The organism is Pontixanthobacter rizhaonensis (assembly GCF_012972675.1).
Lineage (GTDB): Bacteria > Pseudomonadota > Alphaproteobacteria > Sphingomonadales > Sphingomonadaceae > Pontixanthobacter > Pontixanthobacter rizhaonensis.
Genome location: NZ_JABCRE010000003.1, coordinates 483,241 through 506,223, shown reverse-complemented (window position 1 = coordinate 506,223; position 22,983 = coordinate 483,241). Strand labels below are relative to the sequence as shown.

At 55.0% G+C, this 22,983-nt stretch carries 17 protein-coding genes; 7 read left to right on the top strand and 10 right to left on the bottom strand.

What is annotated here, in order from left to right; translation table 11 throughout:
- From HKD42_RS10220 to HKD42_RS10205, 4 genes are all read right to left on the bottom strand, one after another.
- A complete protein-coding gene (locus HKD42_RS10220; RefSeq protein WP_170013034.1) occupies positions 1–765 on the bottom strand; it encodes a response regulator in 765 nt (254 codons plus the stop codon).
- Between the two features lie 49 nt (positions 766–814).
- Positions 815–1,513: a CREC-EF hand family protein gene (locus HKD42_RS10215; RefSeq protein WP_170013032.1), complete on the bottom strand. Its 699-nt coding sequence runs from the start codon at positions 1,511–1,513 to the stop codon at positions 815–817.
- A 236-nt stretch (positions 1,514–1,749) separates the two neighbouring features.
- The gene (locus HKD42_RS10210; RefSeq protein ID WP_170013030.1) at positions 1,750–2,127 is read right to left on the bottom strand and encodes a VOC family protein; all 378 of its coding nucleotides are present in this window, start codon (positions 2,125–2,127) and stop codon (positions 1,750–1,752) included.
- 68 nt (positions 2,128–2,195) lie between these two features.
- On the bottom strand, positions 2,196–4,013 hold the full coding sequence (locus HKD42_RS10205) for an aminopeptidase P family protein (RefSeq protein WP_170013028.1): 1,818 nt from the start codon (positions 4,011–4,013) through the stop codon (positions 2,196–2,198).
- A gap of 122 nt (positions 4,014–4,135) precedes the next feature.
- Here HKD42_RS10205 and HKD42_RS10200 point away from each other — a divergent pair, with 122 nt between their 5' ends.
- From HKD42_RS10200 to HKD42_RS10190, 3 genes are read left to right on the top strand one after another with little or no spacing between them, the layout of a single operon-like run.
- A complete protein-coding gene (locus tag HKD42_RS10200; RefSeq protein ID WP_170013026.1) occupies positions 4,136–6,298 on the top strand; it encodes a S9 family peptidase in 2,163 nt (720 codons plus the stop codon).
- A gap of 7 nt (positions 6,299–6,305) precedes the next feature.
- Positions 6,306–6,710 (top strand): acyl-CoA thioesterase, encoded by a 405-nt coding sequence (locus HKD42_RS10195; RefSeq protein ID WP_170013025.1) that lies wholly within the window; start codon positions 6,306–6,308, stop codon positions 6,708–6,710.
- Positions 6,711–6,714: 4 nt separating this feature from the next.
- A complete protein-coding gene (locus HKD42_RS10190; RefSeq protein WP_170013023.1) occupies positions 6,715–7,983 on the top strand; it encodes an NADH:flavin oxidoreductase/NADH oxidase family protein in 1,269 nt (422 codons plus the stop codon).
- 10 nt (positions 7,984–7,993) lie between these two features.
- Here HKD42_RS10190 and ald read toward each other — a convergent pair whose 3' ends face one another.
- Positions 7,994–9,109 carry an alanine dehydrogenase gene (ald, locus tag HKD42_RS10185; protein WP_170013021.1) on the bottom strand — a complete coding sequence of 372 codons (1,116 nt, stop codon included), beginning with the start codon at positions 9,107–9,109 and terminating at the stop codon, positions 7,994–7,996.
- Positions 9,110–9,284: 175 nt separating this feature from the next.
- On the opposite strand from ald, the gene HKD42_RS10180 reads away from it, so the two are divergent.
- Together HKD42_RS10180 and HKD42_RS10175 are read left to right on the top strand one after the other, a co-directional pair.
- Positions 9,285–10,670 carry an OprO/OprP family phosphate-selective porin gene (locus tag HKD42_RS10180; RefSeq protein WP_170013019.1) on the top strand — a complete coding sequence of 462 codons (1,386 nt, stop codon included), beginning with the start codon at positions 9,285–9,287 and terminating at the stop codon, positions 10,668–10,670.
- Positions 10,671–10,760: 90 nt separating this feature from the next.
- On the top strand, positions 10,761–11,801 hold the full coding sequence (locus tag HKD42_RS10175; protein WP_170013017.1) for a substrate-binding domain-containing protein: 1,041 nt from the start codon (positions 10,761–10,763) through the stop codon (positions 11,799–11,801).
- 76 nt (positions 11,802–11,877) lie between these two features.
- Here HKD42_RS10175 and HKD42_RS10170 read toward each other — a convergent pair whose 3' ends face one another.
- Both HKD42_RS10170 and HKD42_RS10165 read right to left on the bottom strand, forming a co-directional pair.
- A complete protein-coding gene (locus HKD42_RS10170) occupies positions 11,878–14,223 on the bottom strand; it encodes a DNA translocase FtsK (RefSeq protein ID WP_170013015.1) in 2,346 nt (781 codons plus the stop codon).
- Between the two features lie 55 nt (positions 14,224–14,278).
- Positions 14,279–14,872, bottom strand: coding sequence for a thiamine phosphate synthase (locus tag HKD42_RS10165; RefSeq protein ID WP_246236962.1), 594 nt, complete (start codon positions 14,870–14,872; stop codon positions 14,279–14,281).
- 1 nt (position 14,873) lies between these two features.
- On the opposite strand from HKD42_RS10165, the gene HKD42_RS10160 reads away from it, so the two are divergent.
- Together HKD42_RS10160 and HKD42_RS10155 are read left to right on the top strand one after the other, a co-directional pair.
- Positions 14,874–15,560: a YggS family pyridoxal phosphate-dependent enzyme gene (locus HKD42_RS10160; protein WP_170013013.1), complete on the top strand. Its 687-nt coding sequence runs from the start codon at positions 14,874–14,876 to the stop codon at positions 15,558–15,560.
- Positions 15,557–16,024, top strand: a complete 468-nt coding sequence (locus tag HKD42_RS10155; protein WP_170013011.1) for a hypothetical protein — start codon at positions 15,557–15,559, stop codon at positions 16,022–16,024. Before HKD42_RS10160 ends, HKD42_RS10155 begins: the two co-directional genes overlap by 4 nt.
- Before the next feature lie 58 nt (positions 16,025–16,082).
- On the opposite strand, the gene HKD42_RS10150 is transcribed toward HKD42_RS10155, so the two are convergent.
- The 3 genes from HKD42_RS10150 to HKD42_RS10140 form a co-directional block, all read right to left on the bottom strand.
- Positions 16,083–18,395 (bottom strand): TonB-dependent receptor, encoded by a 2,313-nt coding sequence (locus HKD42_RS10150; protein WP_246236960.1) that lies wholly within the window; start codon positions 18,393–18,395, stop codon positions 16,083–16,085.
- Positions 18,396–18,479: 84 nt separating this feature from the next.
- A complete protein-coding gene (locus tag HKD42_RS10145) occupies positions 18,480–21,239 on the bottom strand; it encodes a [protein-PII] uridylyltransferase (protein WP_170013009.1) in 2,760 nt (919 codons plus the stop codon).
- Between the two features lie 31 nt (positions 21,240–21,270).
- Entirely contained in the window at positions 21,271–22,971 is a 1,701-nt protein-coding gene (locus tag HKD42_RS10140; protein WP_170013007.1) for a class I adenylate-forming enzyme family protein, read from the bottom strand.
- Between the last annotated feature and the right edge of the window lie 12 nt (positions 22,972–22,983).

The window sequence follows — 22,983 nt, the reverse complement described above, 5'->3', positions numbered from 1 at the left end:
CTATCGGTCTTCCGTGGGGGCTGGTGACACTGTTTCTGCCGGAGCGCGCCGTACATCCGCAGCGAAACGGTACCCACCACCTCTAACCGTCAGGATCAATTCGGGATTGCGGCTATTGCGTTCAATCTTCCTGCGGAGCCGGCTAATTTGGTTATCGACCGCGCGATCAAAAAGATGGGCTTCGCGGCCTTGCACCATGTCGAGCAATTGGTCGCGGTCGAGAACTTGTCGGGGCCGTTCCAAAAAGGCGAGCAAGAGCCGATATTCCGCCGTTGAAATAGAAATAACCGCACCTTCCGGGTCGATCAATTTCTGTTTGAGAGGGTCCAATTGCCAGCCTTCAAAGACAAAGACCACGTCTTCTTCTGTTGCGCTTGCCGGGCCGGCCTTGGATGCGCGGCGCAAGACTGACCGGATGCGGGCGACCAGCTCACGCGGTTCGAACGGCTTAACAACGTAGTCGTCGGCGCCGATCTCCAACCCAATTATGCGGTCGGTCGCTTCACCTTTTGCTGTCAGCAGGATGACCGGAAGACCGCGTGCTTCCACCAAATGCCGGCACAACGACAAACCGTCTTCCCCGGGCATCATTATGTCGAGCAAGACCAGATCCGGTGTAAAATCCAGCATGGCGCTGCGGGCTGCGGCGGCACTTTCTGCGGATTGCACGGCAAACCCCTGGCGAGCGAGATACTCGGCCAGAGGTTCACGTAGGGTCAATTCATCATCGACCAGCAGAATTTGGGTAGGCGCTGTTTCCGTCATAACGTTGATCCAGCACCTATCCTTGATTGTGTAAAGCGATCAACCGTAATCAGTTCGCAGAGCGCTGGGCCTTACGAGCGGCTTTGCGTTCTTGGCGTTGTTGCCGCATTTCTGCGCGCACTGCCTTGCGCTCTTCCTGACTGATCTGACCATCGCCATTGGCATCCGCTTTGGCAAATCGTGCAGTTGTCGCAGCGTCGAATTCCGCCCGGGATATTGCTTTGTCCCCATTGCTATCTGCTTGACGGAGCATGGCCATGCCGCGCTTGCCGCCTTTTTTGCCGCGCATACGGTCGCCGCGTTTACCGCGCTTCTCGCCTCGCATTTCACGTGCTGCATCCATTTCGGCCTGCGACACGCCGCCGCTATTATCGGTATCGAGTTTGGCGAAACGTTCTGCGCTGCGGCCAACACGGCGTTCTTTTTTTGCTGTCTTGCGGGCTTCCCGCGCTGCAGTCATTTCTGCTTGCGTTACTTCGCCATCACCGTTTGCGTCTGCCTCTGCAAAACGCTTTGCCTTGCGGGCTTCACGATCACTGGCATTGATAACGCCGTCACCGTTAACATCCATCCGGGTGAACATTTTGTCAGCATGCGCTTCATGTTCGGCCAGCGTGACAATCTTGTCGCCATTTGCGTCCGGGCCTTTCTTGCCGCCATGATTGGCTGCGATTGCCGCTGTACCGCCAGCCAAAGCAAGCGCCGCAACAGACAGGCCCAAAGGTATTCTCTTGTTCAATTTACGCATCTCTATTCTCCAATCGTTTTTCGATTGAGTCACGACGACACCTTTCTTTGGGGTAAGGGCCGTGAGTGAGGGAGGACCATAAGGCATCGCCGCAACTCGCAATACCTTTCTAAGGGCCGATTGTCGCAGGAATATGCCGTTAGAGAATGGAATTGTCGCAGATTGTCGCAGGTTTCGTAAGCCGTTCAGCCAAACGAAAGCTGCCACAATCCGCGTATTCTTGTGACAGGCGGCGCCTATCCAGAAGTCATAGCGAAGACGTTCAGCTTGTTCCCGTCAGGATCACGGAAATATCCGGCGTAAAAGCCATCATCACCGCGCGGGCCGGGCGCGCCCTCGTCACTGCCACCATTGGCGAGGGCAGCGTCATACACGGCTTGAACCTTGTCGGTCGTATCAACCGCCAATGCGGCCATTGTGCCATTTCCGACGGTTGCTGCTTCCCCGTCGAACGGCTTTGTGGCCGCGATGCCCGGCGCGCCGCCCATTTCACCCCACGCGATAAAGGTGTCGAAATCCATCATCCGGCCGACACCCATTACGTTTGCGATTGCATCATAAAACGCCGCTGCGCGTGGCAGATCGTTGGTCCCTAAGGTAACATAACCGAGCATTATTTTCTCCTGATTGTCCACTCGTAGAGATAGAACATTAGAAGAACAGATTTTGGGGCGCAAGCCAACTAAATCGGCAAGCACGCGTCCTTAAGCCAAGCCAAAACCTCACCTTCCAATTGCGGAGCAAGGATATCGTAGGTGGTTGCGTGATAGTCATTCCACCACTGCTTTTCTTCCGCAGTCAACAAAGTAATATCGAGCATGTCGCGTGCCATTGGCGCCCATGTGAGATTTTCAAATCCAAGATAGGTCCCTTCCGCGCCTTGGATGTCACGTTTCTCAACCAATACAAGATTTTCGATCCGGATGCCGAAAGCGCCAGCCTTGTAATAACCAGGCTCGTTAGACAGGATCATCCCGGCAAACAGTTCCTGGCCGGTGCCCGCTTGCCCGCCAGACGATTTTGCAATCCGCTGCGGGCCCTCATGCACTGCCAGAAAACTCCCGACGCCGTGGCCGGTGCCATGCGCGTAATCGACCCCGGCTTCCCACAGGTATTGCCGTGCAAATGCATCCAGTTGCGATCCGTTGGTACCTTGCGGAAAGATCGCCCGTGCAATCTGAATGTGCCCTTTAAGCACCCGTGTGTACCGGTCGCGAACTTCTGCGGAGGGTTCCGATTTTTCGCCGGGGCCAGCAATCCATACTGTGCGGGTGATGTCAGTTGTACCGTCGAGATACTGCCCGCCGGAATCGCACAGGAATACGCTGCCCGGTTCAATGTCCAGATTGCTGTCTTCATCAACGCGGTAATGGCACAGTGCGCCATTGGGGCCGGATGCAGAGATCGTGTCAAAACTCTGATCTTTCAGGACGCCGGTCTCATCCCGGAATGCGCGGAGCTTGGCGGCTGCCGACAATTCCGTCTGACCGCCTTTAGACGGTTCATAAGATAGCCAATGCAGAAACTTTGCAATCGCTGCACCGTCGCGTGCCTGGGCATGGCGGTGCCCTTGACGTTCGACGGGGTTTTTGATCGCTTTGGGTAGGATCGCCGGATCACGCAGCGCCACGGGGGTCGCCCCGCCATCTGAAAGAGTTTGGAAAATCGCCGCGACCCCAAAATCGGGATCCACGGCGACTGTCTTGCCTTTCATACCGCTGAGGCGTGCCGAAAATTGATCACGGTTGGTGATGGTAACGGCATTGCCCAAGTGTTGCTCCACCTCAGGCGTCACTTTCTCAGGCGCGATAAACAGCTCTGCCGTCCCGTCAGCATGGGCCACGAGATAAGACAGCGCAACTGGCGTACGGTCGACGTCCGCGCCGCGAATATTGAGCATCCACGCAATCGAATCGAGCGCAGAGATTACTGCGGAATCGACCTCTTCCGCTTTCAACCAATCTGCAACTTGCGCGCGTTTTTCTGCACTCGATTGGCCGGCATGCTCATCATCGTGAACAAATGCCGGGGCTGGTGATGGGGCGGGTTGGTCGCTCCATACGGCGTCAATGGGATTATGCTCTACTGCAACCAGCTCTGCGCCTTTTTTTGCAAGTGCAGCGGCTAAGCTTTCTGCCCAGCTCTTGGTGTGCAACCAAGCGTCATAGCCGATCCGAGCGCCAGCTTCGACATTGGCGACGAGCCATTTGGCGTGATTTGTTTCCAATGTTGATTCGTAATCATATAAAGTGCCGTCGACCTGATCACGCACTTGGATCGTGTATCGTCCATCGACAAACATCGCTGCCTTATGTGTCAGGATGATCGCACTACCGGCGGAGCCGCCAAAGCCCGTCAGCCATTCCAGCCGCTGCGCATAGGCGCCGACATATTCTGACATATGCTCATCCGAGATCGGCACCACAAAGCCATCCAGCTTCTGTTGTTTCAATTCTTCACGCAGGGCAGAAATACGGGCTTTGTGAGTTTGCATAAGCATTTGGCAGATCCTGATTTGGCTTTTGCGGTGTGTCGCGTATTGAGGGTAATATAGTTTCATATGATCCGGGTTGCCACCCGCGATCGCTTTCAACCGCTTCACCATCCAATGGGGACACTACCATGAAAATCGCACCCGTCGCCATGTTTGCTCTCGCTACTGGACTGATGGCCGCGCCGCTCTCGGCTCAAAACGCCCCTGCTACTGAGGAAAACACCATTTTGACTGAAGGTACTTTGACCGCTCCACCCGTCGCTGAAAAGCGGGAGCACAGCTATACCCATCATGGGATCACTATCTCCGATCCCTACCATTGGCTGAAAGACCAGTCCTACCCGACAATCGATGATGAAGATGTGCTGGACTATGTAAAAGCGGAGAACGCTTGGTTCGAGCAAAACATGGCACCGCGCAAGGCGCAGATCGACACATTGTTTGAGGAACTGAAGGGCCGCGTCAAAGAAGATGACAGCTCGGTCCCGCAAAAGGATGGCGATTACCTGTATTGGACCGAAGTGGCCGAGGGGAAAGAATACCGGCTGTGGTACCGTGAACCGGTGGCCGGCGGCGACAAGCAGCTCATGCTGGACGAAAACGTGCTGGCAGACGGCAAGGACTATTTCCGTCTTGGGGCATTCTCGGTCAGCGATAGCGGGCGCTATCTGGCCTATTCCTATGACGATAATGGTAGCGAGCGGTTCACTGCGCGGATCAAAGATTTGGAAACAGGTGATTTGCTGGATGATGTCATCCCGGAAACGCTGTCTGGCTTGATCTGGGTCAAGGATGATACCGGCATTGTCTACGGCAAAGCGAACGCCAACTGGCGGACCGACAATGCCCGCTTGCACAGGGTTGGTACGCCTTCGGAACAAGACATTGAATTGTATAAAGAGGCCGATGAGGGTTTCCGTGTCGGCGCTGGCTTGTCCTCTCAGGAAGACTGGCTGATCATCGCCACCGGTGACAATGAAACCAGCGAAGTGCGGATTGTTCCCTCGAATGATCCGACAGGTGAGCAAATTGTCATCAAACCGCGTGTGAAGGGCGTTGAATACAGCGTCGATATTCGCGACGGTAAAATCTACATTCACACCAATGATGACCACGTGAATTTCCGTCTTGCCACGGCTTCGCTAGAGACGCCCGGGGAATGGACGACGGCCATTCCGGGATCAGACGCGTTTTACCTGACGGATTTTGATCTGTTCAAAGACTTCTACGTGACAGAGGGGCGGTTGAACGGCCTCGATCAGGTGCAGATGCGCTCTTATGAAGACCCTGCCGCGATCACACCGATTGCATTTCCGGAAGCAAGCTATTCGGCCGGATTGTCCAACAATCCCGAATATGATGTGAGCAAACTGCGGCTGACATATGAAAGTATGATCACACCGGATTCTGTTTATGATTACAACATCGCTGATGCCGAGTTGGAGCTGTTAAAGCAGCAGGAAATCCCATCCGGCTATGATGCTTCTCTTTACACCACCCAGCGAGTGAATGTGACCGCGCGTGATGGGACGCAAGTACCTGTCAGCGTGGTGATGCGTAAAGATCGGCCGATGGGCGGTCCGCTGCATCTCTACGCCTATGGCGCTTACGGCTATGCGGTCCCACCGGGTTTCTCGTCCACCCGGTTGAGCTTGCTCGACCGCGGTGTTGCTTATGCCATCGCGCATATTCGCGGCGGCGATGATCTGGGACGCAATTGGTACCTTCAAGGGAAACTCAACGAGCGGACCAATACGTTCAATGATTTTGTCGATGTCGCCAAAGGCCTCGCCAAAGAAGGCTTTACGGCGGAAGGCAAAATCAGTGCGAGCGGCGGGTCTGCTGGGGGTGAATTGATGGGTGTAGTGCTCAACACTGATCCGCAGCTTTGGTCTTCAGTGGCGGCCCATGTGCCCTTTGTCGATGTGCTCAGCACGATGCTTGATGAAAGCCTGCCGCTGACACCGGGCGAGTGGCCTGAATGGGGCAACCCGATCGAGAGCAAACAAGCATTTGCCTATATCCTCAGCTATAGTCCTTATGACCAAGTGAGCGCGCAGGATTATCCGCCGTTGCTGGTAACCGCAGGACTGAACGATCCGCGTGTGACATATTGGGAGCCGGCTAAATGGGTGGCGAAATTGCGGGACACCAAAACTGACGACAACGAGCTGCTTCTCAAGACCAATATGGGCGCCGGGCATGGCGGCAAATCGGGTCGTTTCACTGCGCTGTACGAAACCGCTGAGGAATTCGCCTTTATCCTGAGCCATCACGGCATTGACGAGTAATCGATCATTGACGGAGCCGTTTCGCAAAACCTTTACCGCCGCGCCTGAACACATCGATGTGATGGGCCACGTCAATAATGCGGTGTGGGTGCAGTGGGTGCAGGATATGGCGACCGCCCATTGGGATGCGGTCGCTGATCCGGCCCATATGGCCGAGTTTGTGTGGCTCGTGACCCGGCATGAAATCGACTATCGCGGCAATGTTGCTGAAGGCGAGACTGTGACCGGAACGACATGGATTCCTGGCGAGAGTAAAGGCGCGCAATCTGCTCGGCGGGTGGACTTTACCAATGAAGCCGGCAAGGTCATCGTTTCCGCCAATACGATGTGGGCCATGCTGCACCGCGAAACCGGACGTTTGGCCCGTATACGCCCAGAAATTATTGCGCCATTCCTTTTAGAAATCGAGTGATCCTATGACCCAACCCGCTCTATTTGATCCTTTGACGCTGCCCAATGGCAGCACTCTGCCGAACCGCGTCTGCAAGGCCGCGATGGAGGAAAATTTGGCTGACCAACCCGGCCAGTATCCGGGGGAGCGACTGTTCCGGCTCTATGATCGCTGGGCCAAGGGCGGCACCGGTTTGCTGCTTTCCGGCAACGTTATGGTCGACCCATCCGCGCTGACGGGGCCAGGCGGCGTCGTGCTGGAGAAAGGCACCGATCTCACGCCGTTCAAGCAATGGGCTAAAATCGGCAAGTCGCATGGTGGGCAATTCTGGCTGCAGATCAGCCATCCGGGGCGGCAGTTATATAAGAGCCTGAGCGAAACGGCTGTTTCACCGTCGGGTGTCGAGTTGGACTTGGGCAAATTCTCGTCATTGTTCGCACCGGTCCGCAAGCTGGAAGTGGCAGAGATCGAAACGATCATCACTCGTTTCGCCGACACCGCAGAAGCCGCACAGGAAGCGGGCTTTGACGGGGTGCAAATCCACGGTGCACATGGATATTTGATCAGCCAGTTCCTCTCACCGCTCAACAATAAGCGGGATGATGAATGGGGCGGCAGCCTTGAAAACCGCGCGCGCTTCCTGATCCGCATAGTTGAAGCAGTGCGTAAAAGAGTGAAACTGTCTTTCGGGGTGGGCCTGAAATTGAACTCGGCTGATTTCCAGCGCGGCGGTTTTGACGCAGACGATTCCCGGCAAGTGGTTGAATGGTTAAACGGCCATGGTCTTGATTTTGTCGAGCTTTCGGGCGGCAGTTATGAAAGTCCCGCCATGCAAGGTAATGCGCAAGAGGAAACATCGGGCAAGAAAGCATCGACGATGGAGCGAGAGGCCTATTTTGTGGACTTCGCGCGCGATATCGCCACCATCGCCGATATGTCGATCATGGTCACTGGCGGGATTACCAAACTCGCGACAGCAGAGGCGGCGCTAGCGCAGGACGAAAACGGCTTTGGCGTTGAAATCCTCGGCATTGCCCGGGTATTGGCGAGTGACCCTGACTTGCCCAATAACTGGCAGCGGCAGAGCAATGTGGATGTCACGATGCCAGCCGTCAGATGGTCCAACCAGACTTTGGGCGCGCTCGCTGTGATGGGCCTCACCAAAGCCCAGATTGAACGGATGGCAGCAGGTAAAGAGCCCGGTATGGGCGGTTGGCCGCTGAAGGCACTGATTGCGGATCAAATACGCGCCGCCAGCCGGGCCAAAAATTACCGCAAATGGCGCGTCGCTTAGCTATCCCGCTCTAGCCAATAACACTGCTTACCGGCACGTGATCATAGCCCAGCTCTTCAGCGACAGCTTGATATGTAACGCCGCCAGCATGGATGTTGAGCCCTTCGGCAAGATGCGGGTCACGGCGCATGGCTTCTTTCCAACCATCGCGTGCCATTCGCAGAGCGTGGGGTAGTGTGACATTGTTGAGCGCATAGGTGCTGGTCCGTGCGACCGCGCCGGGCATATTCGCCACACAATAATGGACGATATTGTCGACGATATATGTCGGGTCTGCGTGCGTGGTTGCCTTTGACGTTTCAAAGCAGCCACCTTGGTCAATCGCGACATCGACCAGCACCGCACCAGGTTTCATATCAGACAGCATTTCGCGGGTGATAAGCTTAGGCGCAGCGGCACCGGGAATAAGGACAGCGCCGATAACCAGATCGGCCTCTGCAACGGCCTCATGTAAGTTCGACCGGTTGGAAAAGCGGGTGCTTGCGCGGTTTTCAAAGAATGTCCCGACCTTGTCGAGCACTTCCGGATTGCGGTCGAGAATCGAAACTTGCCCGCCAAGGCCAACTGCCATTTGCGCAGCGTTAAAGCCTACAACGCCGCCGCCAATGACCACGACTTTGCCCGGCATCACGCCAGGTACACCGCCAAGCAGAACACCGCGTCCGCCATGTTCTTTCTGTAAAGCCGCTGCACCGGCTTGAATGCTCATGCGTCCCGCAACCTGGCTCATCGGTTTGAGCAGTGGCAGCAAGCCGTCAGGACCGGTTACGGTTTCATAGGCGATTGCGGTCACACCCGATTTCACCAGATCGGCGGTTTGCTCCGGATCAGGTGCAAGGTGCAAATAGGTATAGAGGAGCTGGCCTTCGCGCAGTTTGGCGCGTTCGACGGCTTGAGGCTCTTTGACTTTTACCACCATTTCACAGTCCGCGAAAATTGGATCAGGACCATCGACGATGGTCGCCCGTGCGGCGCGATATTCTTCGTCGGTGGCGCCGATGCCCAACCCTGCGCCGCTTTCAATCCATACTTCGTGCCCGTTTACAGCCAGCTCGCGTGCGCTTTCTGGTGTAAGGCCGACGCGGTATTCGTGGTTCTTGATTTCTTTGGGGCAACCGATGCGCATGGGAAGGTCTCCTTGATGCAATCTGGTTACAAGTGAAACGACCTTGCTGCAACCAGAGAATAAGTTGTGCCGTTGTTGGCGGTGACTTGATGTGTCGGTGGGTGCGTCGCGAAACTGTCATAATCGGGACATATTGGCGTCAAAATAGCTTCACGAAAATGCAAAGGTTTACTGCATGAAACGCCTATTTTCAGTTTCCAAAAATCGCGCGTCAGGCTCTGTTTTGGCGCTTGCCGCCGCGTGCGCATGGGCACCGCCTGTTTTGGCCCAAGATGATGCCGCGAATGCAGGTGTCGCCAAAGAACTCGCTGAAATGCGCGCTCAAATGGCAGCAATGGCGCAGCGGATTGCGGAGCTGGAAAGCGACCTTGCAGAAACAGAAATAGCGGTGGAGACTGTTGCGACAACTGCGGCTGCGCCGCCGCCGCCCGCCCCTGCGGCCAGCACTCAAGTCAACTGGAAGGGCGCGCCTGAGATCAAAGGCGAAGGAGGCTGGAGCTTCAAGCCGCGCGGTCGGATCAATATTGACGCCGGTTTTGTAAATGCGCCTGATTCTACTGGCGCGGAAGAAGGCTTCGGTAGCGAAGCCCGCCGGATCCGTCTTGGTGTACAAGGCACCATTCCCGGCGGCTTCGGATACAAAGTCGAGGCAGATTTGGCGGGTGATGAAGTAGCTCTGACTGATGCGATTTTGACGTATAAAGATAGCGGACTGACACTGTCCGTTGGCCAGCATAACAATTTCCAAAGCCTCGAAGAGCTGTCCAGCAGCCTGAATACATCGTTTATCGAACGTGCTGCCTTTACTGACGCATTCGGGTTTGAACGCCGTATTGGTGCATCGGCGCAATATAGCGGCGGTGATGTTCTGGTTCAGGCTGGTCTGTTCACCGGCAACAGCGCTGACTTGCCGGCCAAAGATTGGAGCGCGGATGGTCGCGTAGTCTTCATGCCAAAGTTGGGCGAAACGCAATTGCACCTTGGCTCGTCCGTTCACTATCGTTCACTCGAAAGTGGGTCGTCAGTCCGGTATCGTCAGCGTCCATTGGTGCATTTTACAGGTCAACGTTTCATCAACACTGGTAATATCGGTGCTGAAAGCGAGTTTGGACTGGGTCTGGAAGCAGCCGCAATTAGCGGTCCGTTCCATTTCGCCGCAGAAACTTATTGGCAAAAAGCTGATCGCGGCGCCGCTTTGGCCAACCCAACATTCTTTGGCGGCTCGGCGGAGGTGGGGTATTTCCTGACCAAAGGCGATACGCGTGGTTATAAGAGCGGCACGTTTGGCCGGGTTAAGCCAGCCAATCCGATTGGCGAAGGCGGAATGGGAGCATGGCAAGTAAATGCCCGCTATGATCGTCTCGACCTTAACGACGCAGGGATCATTGGCGGTACGCAGGACAGCTATCAATTCTCGCTCATCTGGACGATGACAGATTATACTCGCTTGCTCCTCAATTATGCGCGGTTGAATTATAATGATGCCGTGCTGCCTGCGGCGGGTGGGGATACATCCTATGGTGTGGATGCCTTCGGCGTTCGTGCCCAAATCGACTTCTAAATTTCAACTGAGGCAAGCTGGCGGCTTGTCACAAATGGGTCATACTTTGCCCATAACCGCCAACTGATATTGTTACAGGGATCAAAAATCATGCGTCTATCTATGAAATCTGCGCTTATTGCAGCATCCGCTCTTACCTTGGCCGCTTGCGGCGGCGCTGGCGGCGACAGCCGCGATTCAGTCCGCGTAGTGGGCTCTTCTACTGTATTTCCATTTGCTAAGACTGTTGCGGAAAACGCCGCAATCTCCAATCCCGGTATGACTGCTCCGTTGATCGAATCAACTGGCAGCGGTGGCGGTTTCCAGCTGTTCTGTAACGGTGTTGGTGCGCAAACGCCTGACATCACCAACGCCTCGCGCCGGATGAAGGCTTCCGAATTTGCAACATGCCAAGAGAATGGCGTGACTGACATCATCGAAGTTCAGGTTGGTCTTGATGGTATTGCTTTCGCCTCTGCGCAAGGCGGCATCATGATGAACCTAACACCGGAAATCGTCTATCGAGCGCTGGCTGCAGCCCCATATGGCGGCGAGCAAACAACCCAGCTTTGGTCCGACGTTGACCCGTCGCTGCCGAGCGAGCCAATCCTGGTATATGGTCCGCCATCCAGCTCTGGCACCCGTGATGCGCTCAAAGAACTGGTTCTGGAGGCTGGTTGTAAAGCCAATGCCGATATGAAAGCGCTTAAAGAAACTGACGAAGACAAATATGACCAAGTTTGCACCGAAGTGCGCAGCGACGGGAAATATGTTGATCAGGGTGAGCAAGACAATCTGATCGTCCAAAAGATCAGCAACAACAATAAATCCATTGGTGTGTTCGGCTATTCCTATCTCGAAGAGAATGCTGACAAGGTTCAGGGTCTGCCGATGAACGGTTCAGAGCCAACCTACGAGAACATTTCCAGCTTCGCTTATCCCGGTGCCCGCCCGCTCTTCATGTATGTTAAGAAGGCGCATGTCGATGCGATCCCGGGTCTGAAAGAATATATGGCCGAATGGGCAAAGAGCTGGGATGCTGACGGCCCGCTTGCGAAAATCGGCCTGGTGGCATCCCCCGATGATGTTCGCGCTGCCAACCTCGCGAAGGTTACCGACCTGACACCAATGACGGGTGACGAGCTGAAGTAACTTCGGTTTACTAGAATAGAAAAGCCGCCCTTATGCATTCAGCAAAGGGCGGCTTTTTTGTGCTTGGGTTGGATTTTTAAAGCGGGTTGCCATCTTGATCGCGGAAAATCTCCCGGCGACCAACATGGTTGGCTGGGCCGACTAGCCCTTCGCTCTCCATCCGTTCAATCCATTTAGCGGCGGTGTTGTAACCAACGCCCATTTGCCGTTGGAGCCAGCTGCCGGAGGCTTTCTGCGCTTCGAACACAGCTTGGCAAGCCTGCCGGTATTTCCGTTCAGCCGGATCGTCACTCGCGGTCACATCATCTTCATACGCGAAGCCGCCGCCTTCTTCCGGCTCTTCGGTTACGGCGTCGACATATTCAGGCTTGCCCTGCGTGCGCCAATGATCAGCCACGCTTTCAACTTCTTCATCAGAAACGAAAGGACAATGGACGCGGACCATCGCGCCGCTATTCGGCTTATATAGCATATCGCCTTTACCCAGCAGTTGTTCGCTGCCCTGCTCGCCCAAAATGGTCCGGCTGTCGATCCGGCTGGTCACCTTGAAGCTAATCCGGGTCGGCAGGTTGGCCTTGATAACGCCGGTAATGACATCGACGGACGGGCGCTGGGTTGCCATGATCAAATGGATCCCCGCAGCACGGGATTTCTGACTGAGACGCTGGATCAGCACCTCAATCTCTTTGCCGACGGTGACCATCAAATCGGCCAATTCATCAACAATCAGAACGATCTGCGGCAATGGTTCGTAATCAAGCTGCTCTTCCTCATACAGCTCTTCGCCTGTCTCAGGATCAAAACCGGTTTGCACACGGCGGCCAAGGGGCTTGCCCTTGGCAATAGAATTACGGACTTTCTCGTTAAACCCGGCAATATTGCGCGAACTGACGCTCGACATCATCCGGTAGCGGCGTTCCATCTCCTCGACCGCCCATTTTAGGGCGCGCACAGATTTGTGCGGCTCCGTAACCACGGGAGACAGCAGGTGGGGAATATCATCGTAGGTTTTGAGCTCGAGCACCTTGGGGTCGATCAGGATCAGACGACATTCAGCAGGCGTGAAGCGATAGAGCAGGCTGAGTAGAATACAGTTGAGGCCAACCGATTTACCCGATCCGGTTGTACCCGCGACCAGCAAGTGCGGCATGGCGGCAAGATCTGCGACGATCGGCTCACCGGCAATGTCTTTACCAAGGATAATCGGCAAAGACCCTTTGGAATCGACGAAATCCTCGCACGCAGCCAGTTCTTTCAGAACAACCATTTGCCGGTGGGTATTAGGCAGTTCGATACCCATGACTGTCTTGCCGGGAATTGGTGACACGCGGGCGCTGATGGCAGACATATTGCGTGCAATATCTTCGGCCAAACCGACGACGCGGGCAGACTTGATGCCGGGTGCTGGCTCCAATTCGTACATTGTAACAACTGGGCCGGTCCGTACCGCAGTGATTTCGCCTTTGACGTTGAAGTCATCCAGCACAGTTTCCAACAAGCGCGCATTGCGCTCCAGCGCTAGCTTATCGAGCTTGGGCGCATTGTCTTCGGGTGGTTCTTCCAACAGATCGAGGCTGGGCAGCTCGTAATCCGCAAACATATCGCGCTGTTTGGCTTTTGCCAGCGGTGCCTTTTTCGGAGGCCTACTGGGATCGGTGATTGTTGGTGCCCGGCGTTCGGACTGCTCGATAATCGCTTCGGAAGCCGGCGTGTCAGAACTGATCGCCTTGGGTTTGCGTTTTGGCAATAATGGTGCCGCAACCTCCGGCATCGCGATACTTGGTGCCCGCTTTAAGAATATCGGCAAAGTGAGCAGCGATACCCAATCAATAGCAAACACGCGCGTTACCAGCACACCGCCGCCAATCAGACTGGCCACACCCAGTGCGACGCTGATCCAGCCACCAACCCCTTCCGGGAATTGGCCAGCGATTGCAGTGACCGCCCCAGCGCCCAGCAGGCCAGTCATCCCGCCTAGAGAGGCGGGTAAGGTGCCGCCCGGCCCGCCAAACCATAGGGACAGTACTGTGCCCAGCAGAGCCATTGCCAGCAGCAACATACCGACCGGTCGCCACCAGCGTGTATCGGTATCGATGTCTTCTTCCTCGACATCACGCCATAATTTTCGTGCGAATATATACAGCAATGGCAGCAACAGGATCGCGGGCCAGCCGAAGATCAATAGAACGAAGTCTGCCGTCCATGCGCCGCCTACGCCCATGTAATTGCTTACATCTGTGGTGGCAGCAGCTGTCGATGAACTGGGATCAGATTGGGTGTAGCTGAACAGCGCCAGACCGAGGAACAGCATTGCCCCAAACAGTATGACGGCACCCGCCATTTGGGCAGCCCGCCTGAAAGAGCGGCGAAAGGCTGCTCTCCAATCAGTGTGTGTTGCCTTGCGAACCGCGCGGCTGGCCATAATGAACCCCTATCTTCGATCAATCATGCATCATGGACCTTGCCGGACTCACCCGTCAAGAATCCTGCGTTGAAACGAGTCCGTCTATCGCTGCCCAGTTGGGCCAACCAAGCCTTCGCGCCGTTAGCGGGGTCATACCGCCCAATGCTATTACCGGCGTCTCGGTTTTTCGGGTCAACATCCGAAACCGAACCGGACCCAGCACCTGCGTATCAGGGTGCGACCGGGTCGGGAATACTGGAGACAGGACAATGGCATCTGCGCCCGCCCGATCTGCCGCGATAATTTCCTTGGCATTGTGGGCTGTCGCGAGCTTTATCAACGCATCGTCGCGCGGCATTTTTTCGGCTGGGCCGTAAAGGCCATCGGCCCCCCATTTGCGTGTGGCGACGGGGCTATCCGACAAGATGACGATGTGCCCATATCTGCGGGCGAGGGCTGCCAAGCTGTCAAACCGTTTGCGCCTATCGATATCGGACAGATGATAATGGCGAAACACAAATCCCGATCCGCGGGGCAGCGCTTTCAGGCTGTCCGCCAGCCACGCATCGTTGCGTGCATCGCTGAGTAGCCAAAGCTTGGGCATAGTCCTGCCGTCTTTGAAAGTGAGGGTCTGGTCTTGCGCCATAGCCGCGTTATAGCGGAGCATTATGGACAATACAGCTTCCCTTGACGATACTCCGTTGGAAACCGTGCGCGCCAAGCTGGCAAAAGTGGCCAAGATCGCGCGCCGTGAAGCAGAAGACATCACGCTGATCGCTGTGAGCAAGACCCATCCGGCAGACAGTATCTTGCCGTTATTGGAACAAGGCCAGCGTGTTTTCGGTGAAAACCGCGTGCAGGAGGCAGAGGGCAAGTGGCCTGAGTTACGCGATAGCTATCCGGATGTAGAATTACATTTGATCGGGCAATTGCAATCCAACAAAGCGGAAGAGGCAGTTGCTCTGTTCGATTATATCCATTCGCTTGACCGGCCCAGCCTGCTGAAGGCTCTTCGCAAGGCAATGGACAAAGCGGGACGCCGCGTCCCCTGCTTCATTCAGGTGAACATTGGCGATGAAGAGCAGAAGGGCGGATGCGCGATTTCTGAGCTGCCAGCCTTTATCGTTCAGGTCCGCGATGCGGAGATTCCCATTGCGGGCTTAATGTGTATTCCTCCATCCGACATCGAACCGGCTCCGTTTTTTGCCTTTATGGATAAGCTTGCACGTGATCACGGTTTGCCCGGCAGGAGTATGGGTATGAGCGGTGATTATGATACCGCGATTATGCAGGGTGCAACGCATATTCGGGTTGGTACCGCTCTGTTTGGCGCGCGGAAGCCGGTGGGCGGGTGAGTGCCGAGCTTGATAGGCTGAGCCAGTTTATCGCAGTCTGGCGCGAACCGCTGGAAAGCCAGGCTACAGTACTGTTCGAAGCGCGTATGTTGGGTAGTGCGTTAAGCAATCATACGGAACTGGCAGACACGCTTGTTGAGTCACTCGGCCTCTCTCCAATCGGTATGAATTGGGAAATGCTCGACGATACTGCTGACAAAGCGGCGCCACGTTCTGCACGGGCTGCATTTTGCGATGCGCTGTGTAACAATATGGTATTCTCATCGACCGAGTGGTTAGGCGAAAGCCGCGCTTCGCAGTGCTACGCCGATTTTAGCTCAAGCTTTAATCCATCTTATCGTACCATCTTAACCAACCGGCTGGATATTGGCTGGAATCCCATTTCCGCGGCTACTTTTGAATGGGCTTTTGTGGGGTTCGATGACCGGAAAATCGCCTTGTTATTGCTAACTGCGGAAGATTGAGCACCAACAAAAAAGGGGCACCCGTAGGCGCCCCTTATCTGTTTTAATGATCCGCAGATTAGAACTCGAAAGTCACTTCCGCGCCAACCTGACGGCCTTTGCTCAGCGGCGAGAAGGTGCCCGCAGCTGGTGAAGGGTCGAATGGCCGGTTTACACCGTTGGAGAATGCCCCTGTTCCGAATGGAAGCTGGGTATCACCGCCAACGGTAACTTGGTCGAGCATGTTCTTACCGTAGATAGAGAATGCCAAACCTTCGACGGGTGTATTCCACGTCACGTTCAGATCGAGCTGAGTCCGGTCCTGAACGAAACCGAAATTGTTGTCGGTGTAGGCGAACTCGTCACGATATTGCAGGTTGACGCGGCTCACGACGGAGCTGTTGCCAAGATCCAATTCGTGAATTGCGCCGACGCCCCAAGTGACAGGCGGTACGCGTGGCAATGACAGCGCTTCATCTGCCGCGTCGATCATGCCGTCGCTGGAGATATCGAACCGGACTTCGTCATAATTGGCATCGATAATCCCGATATTGGCGGTGAACAGCAAACCGTCCGAGACGCGCATCCGTGCTTCTGCTTCGAAGCCAAAGATCGTCGCATCGGCAGTGTTCAAAATGAACTGAGAGACGCCTTCAGGGATAGAGCTTTGGTTCACTTCACGCTGCATATCGTTGATCTTGGTCACGTAGGCAGCCGCGTTGATAGTGAACGCACCGTCAAATGTCTGGTACTTACCGCCGATTTCGTAGTTATCGACCTTCTCTTCATCGAATGCGAAGTTGCCGCCGGTGGCGGGCAAAACGACATTTTCAAACAAAGCGACGTTCGTGATACGGAAGTTATAGCCGCCGGAACGGTATCCGCGGGTCCAGTGCGAGTAGATCTGACCATCGTCAAACTCGTATTGGAGGCCCAGTTTAGGCGACCAGTTTGACCAGCTTTCGCTGTCGGTAAAGCCGTTACTTTCCCCAGCGATGAACGGGTTCGTGCCGGACGTTGGGCAGGTCCCTTGTATAACCGAACACGCGGGGCGCGGGCGTACATAAGTGACGCCTGCATCTTTTTCTTCCCGGCTCCACCGGATACCGGCAATTACGCTCAATGCGTCAGTCAGGTTGAACTGACCCGATGCAAAAGCGCCCAACACTTGGTGATCCTGCTGGCCGCCGCCCCAGAAGGTCGCCGGTGCGGATGGGATGAGGCGGTTTTCTGTATAGGCGATCGACTGATCGAAGAAGAAGCCGCCGACTGTCAGCTGGACGTTGTCGAAGTCCATTGCATAGCGCAGCTCGTTCGAAATCTGATCCTGCTCGGTTTCCGTGTTGGAATGGAAAATGGTTACCGGAAGGGAGTCGATATCAGCGTCTGTCGTAGCCGCATAATCGCGATATCCGAACACGTTGGTCAATGTACCAGGGCCGATATCCAGTTCGGTCGTGATGCTACCGGTCCAGATTTCATTGGCATAGCCGCCGCGATTGTTGATTGAGAAATCGAAGCTTTCCCGGTCAAACTGACCGCGGTTTTGACCAGCTGGTCCGTCGCCGTCGCTTTCGAAATAATCAAGTTTACCTGTAATAGTGAGGTCACCGAAGCGCCCTTCCAAGGCACCGCGGAAAATCTTGGTTTCGGCAGCGCCGAAATTCTCGCCATCAAACAGGTTGGTGAAATAGCCATCGTCATTGTTGTAATACGCGCCAACTTTGAACAGCAGCGTGTCTTCAATGATCGGGCCCGAAACTACACCGCTGACAGTGTAGTTTGCGCCGCCACGGCCGTCATCCACGAACGGGCCGTCAACAGCCGCGCGGAATTTGCCCTGAAATTCTTCGGTGGGATTGCCGGTGTTGATCAGCACTGCACCGCCGGTGACGTTGCGGCCGAACAAGACGCCTTGCGGGCCGCGCAGAATTTCAACGCTGTCGAGATCGAACAGGTCGAACACAACGCCGCCATTAAAGCCGAGGTAAACACCATCGACAAATACACCAACAGTAGGATCAATTGACGGGATCGAGCTGTTGATGCCCAGGCCGCGAATAGAGAAGTTGGCGGTGCCGCGTGATGTACCGATCTGGTCGAGCGATACGTTTGGTGCCGAGTAAGACAGGCTTTCCACGTCGCGAACTTTGAGCGCATCGAGGCTTGCTGCGTTAAATGCAGTTACTGCCAGCGGCACATCTTGCACATCTTCAGCATTGCGGGACTTGGTGCCGGTCACAACGATAATGTCGAGGCTATCCAAGGCGCTTGTGCTCTCAGCTGCGTCGTCTTGGGGTGTGGCGGTATCTTGCGCATAGGCGATCTGGGGGGCCATGATCATGCCTGCGCCGAGCAACGCAAGCGTGCCCTTCGATGGTGTGGTTTTCAAGATTGTCTCTCCTAAAGGGGGTAACCGGAGTTGATTCCGCGCGTCCCTTTAGTCACAAATGTGTAAAACGCAATCCAGTTCCGACTAAGCGCTTTCCAGCTCTGCCTGACGACTATCGCTAGCCGCATCAAGCAGTTCTGCTTCGATGTTTTCCAACCTCTCTGTGGCGGATATCTTCTCGCCCATCAGGTCGGTCACATAAAATGTATCGGCAGCACGTTCGCCATAGGCAGTGATATGTGCAGAATGAACGATTAGCTGACTTTCAAACAGAGCGCGGGCCAGCCGGTTCAGCAAGGCTGGGCGATCACGGGCATTGACTTCGATCACCGTAAATCTGTTCGATGCACTATTATCAAAAATCACACGCGGCTGGATATTGAAAGCTTTAGACCGGCTGATTGGCAAAGGCCGCTTTGCAAGCTTTGGTGCCAATTCCACGCGATTGGCCAATGCGTCGCTGATTGCCGTTTTGATCCGCTCCAGCTGACTGGCTTCATAGAACGGTGCACCGACAGGGTCTTGGATCAGGAAATTATCGACTGCCCAGCCATTGCGCATAGTGTGAATACGCGCGTCAATGATGTTCGCACCGGCCAAATGGATGCCGCCAGCGATCCGGTAGAATAGGCCGGGATGATCAGCGGCAATCACGCTCACCAGAGTAGCGCCGCGTTCTTCTTCATACTCGCAGTGGATGGATAGCTGTTCGCCTAGTGACTGGGCTACAGAATATTGGACGATGTTCCGGGCGATCACATCATCAGTTTCGGCCAGCCAATAAGAGTCGGTGTAGATATCACCATACTCGTCGATCAGATGGGCTCTGTCGCCCAGCTGCTCACGGACCAGAGCTTTTGTGGCAGCAATCCGTTCGCTGCGGCCATGCCGGACATGGCCGAGGCGCAAGCGTTCTTGCGACACATCATATAGCTCGCCGAGCAACTGCCCCTTCCAGCTATTCCAAGTACCAGGGCCAACTGCGCGAATGTCTACGGCGGTCAGAAGCATAAGATTACGCAGGCGTTCCTGGCTTTGGACTTGCCCGACAAAATCTTCGATCGTTTTGGGATCGGCCAAATCCCGTTTGAAGGCGGTTGCGCTCATCAGCAAATGGGCACGCACAAGCCATGCGACCATTGCTGTTTCACCCTTGGTCAATCCGAAGCGCGGGCACAATTCATAGGCGACTTGTTCGCCCAATACGGAATGGTCGCCGCCCCTGCCTTTGGCAATATCGTGCAGCAGGACAGCGACATAAATGGCACGTCTGGAAGCAACGCGGTGGATTAATCTGGCACCGCGTGGGTGATCATCTGTGAGCTCACCCTTTTCAATTCGGCTGAGCAGGCCGATCGCGCGGATTGTATGCTCATCAACCGTATAGTGATGATACATATCGAACTGCATTTGCGAGTTTACCCGGCCGAAATCAGGCACGAACTTCCCGAAAACACCGGCTTCATTCATCCATCGCAGAACGGTTTCGGGGTCGTTTCTTCCAGCGAGTAATTGCAAGAACAATGCGTTGGCTCTGGGATCTTTGCGGATCGGCCCTTTAATATGCACCGCGTCGCGATCAATTTGCCGCATGGTATCAGGATGGATCTCAATTCCCTCCTCCTCTGCGATTTGGAAGATTTCTATCAGACGGACGGGATCATCGCGGAACCAATCATCGCCGGGCACACCGATCTTTCCGCCAAACACCTGGTAACCTTTATGCGTTCTGGCTTTGGCAGTGAAGGCCGCAAGGAACCCTTTGCGGCTGCGTTTTTTGGCAAATTGATCGTCAATATGGGCAAGAAATATCCCGGTAAGGCTGCCCACGCGTTTGGCTTGTATGAAGTAAAACTGCATGAAGCGTTCGACCGAACTTTTACCGGTCCGATCCGCGAAATTCATCCGCGTCGCTATTTCGCGCTGTAAGTCGAATGTAAGCCGGTCTTCCGCCCGTCCGGTCAAGATATGTAAGTGACAACGCACCGCGAGCAGAAAGGCCTCCGCGCGGCGGAATGACTTATATTCCTGCTTGGTCAACAGACCCACTTCAATCAAGTCGGCAGCGCTACGGACTTTGTGAATATATTTGCCAATCCAATAGAGAGTGTGAAGATCGCGCAAGCCGCCTTTGCCGTCTTTGACATTGGGTTCGACCACATAACGGCTATCTCCCATCCGCTTGTGCCTCGCATCTCTCTCGGCCAGCTTCTCCGATATATATTGGCGCTCGGTTCCATGCACGACTTCGGTGAAGAAACGGCGGGCAGACTCGTCATAGAGCTCGCGGTCACCCCACAAATACCGGCCTTCCAATAAGGCGGTCCGAATGGTCAGGTCTTCTTTGGCCATCCGCACCATTTCATCCAGTGTACGGCTCGAATGCCCAACCTGAAGGCCCATATCCCAAAGGAAATAGAGCATCGCCTCGATCACCTGTTCGCACCACGGTGTTCGCCGGGCCGGGGTGAGGAAGGCAATGTCTACGTCCGAATGCGGTGCCATTTCCGCACGGCCATATCCGCCCACAGCCATGACCGCGATACGCTCGTTTTTCGATCGGTTGGCAGAAGGGAACACATGCTGTGTCACATGGTCATAAAGCAGCCTTACAAGCTGATCGACGAGGAACGCTTGGCCGCCTGAACATTCGTGCCCGGAAGCGGGCTTCTCTGCCAGGCGCTTGGCCAGTTCTGCGCGGCCAGCCTCCAGCGCGTCACGCAACAGGGCAACAATTGCACCACGCGCTTTCTCACCGTATTCATCTACCAGAGAGGAAATCTCCCCAGCCAGCGCGCGTCTGTCAATGATCGCGCGCTGTTTGGGGATTTTTGCTTGGTTCAAGGCTGTTCTTTCCGGCTAAGTTACTTCTGCATTACGCGATCAGATCGCCTGCAAACATAGTCCGAACTGTGCGCTTGTCGATCTTTTGCGTACCTAGTCGCGGCAAAGCTGTATCTGATTGCCAAATATGCTCGACGAGCGGCACTTTGAACGGGGCGAGCTTGGTCAGCATAAATTCGCGGACATCGCCCGGTGTCATCGATTGGCCTTCTTTCATGTAGTACACTGCGGCAGGGACTTCACCCATCCGTTCGTCCGGTATACCAAACACGGAACATTCGGCGATGCCTTCATGTCCGTAGATACCCGCCTCAACTTCGATGCAGGTGATGTTCTCGCCGCCGCGAATGATGATGTCTTTCTTGCGGTCAACGATAAACAGATACTCATCCTCGTCGAGATATCCGAGGTCGCCGGTGCGGAAAAAGCCATCTTTGGTGAAGGCAGCTTCGGTTGCTTGATCATTTTTCCAATAGCCGCGGAAATTGGCCACGGTGCGGAAGCATACTTCTCCCATGGTCCCTTGCGGGAGTTTATTGCCATCATCATCCAGAATGGCGATTTCTACGATAGGCTGACTGGCTTTGCCGGTGCTGCCTGGTTTGGCGAGATAGTTTTCATTGAAGTTGCCGCAACCAACACCGTTTGTTTCTGTCAAACCGTAACCGAGCAGCGGGAATCCTTCGGGGAAGGCGTCTTTAATCTTGGTAACGTGATCTGTCGGGCGCGGCGCGCCGCCTGCTGCGAAACTCTTACAAGCAGTCAGATCGAAATTGCCGCGTTCCGGGTGAGTGGCGATTTCGTAGCTCATCAGCGGAACTCCGACGAAATAGCTGACTTTCTCCGCTTCCATCAGGCGCAGTGCCTCAAGCGCATCCCATTTCGGCATCATCACCAGCTTACGGGCGATGCCATAGCTTTGCAGGAATAACGGTACTTCCCCGGTTACGTGGAACAGTGGCACGGCGATCAGCGCGCAGGGTTGCTCTGTAGGTTCATTGCCTTGCTGGGTGAGCAATATCTTGGCCATCGCGCTTTGCGCAATGTAGCTCATGGTTCCAGCCATTACGCCGCGATGATCGGACCATGCTCCTTTTGAAGCACCGGTTGAACCGGAAGTGTAGAGAATGGTCGCCAAATCATCAGGGCCCAACTCGCCAAGCATTGCCATGGCGGTATCACCATCAGCCCAGGTTGAGGCCAGCCCTTCTGATGGATCGCCATCATGACCGAACAGCACGATCTTGGCACAATGTTCATTGCCTTCGATCCGTTTTGCCCGGCCTTCATCCGCCAGTACCACCGTACATTCTGCCAGATTGATGGCGTCGGCAAGTTCTTCACCGATGGAGAAGCCGTTGAGCAATGTCGCACAGCCGCCCGCCATGATGATACCCATATAGGAGATGATCCAATTGGCAGAGTTGCGAGCCGCTATGCCGACCCGGTCGCCTTTTTTGATCCCATGCGTTTGCGCTAAGCCCGCAGCGACGTGGGTCGCAGCGGCATAACATTCACCGAAAGTCAGGCGCAGATCACCATCGACCAAGAAGGTCAGGTCTTTATGCTCGTTGCAATAATGTGCGAAATAATGGGCGAGGCTAGGGGGTGCATTTTTAAAAGCTGGCAGTTGCTGGCCAAACTGTTCGTGCGGAACAGTTTCAAACGGCATTCCTGGCTGAACCAATGTGTCCATAATGGCGGTAAGGGTGGTGTCCAACTGTGTGGGCATCTTTTTTAGTAT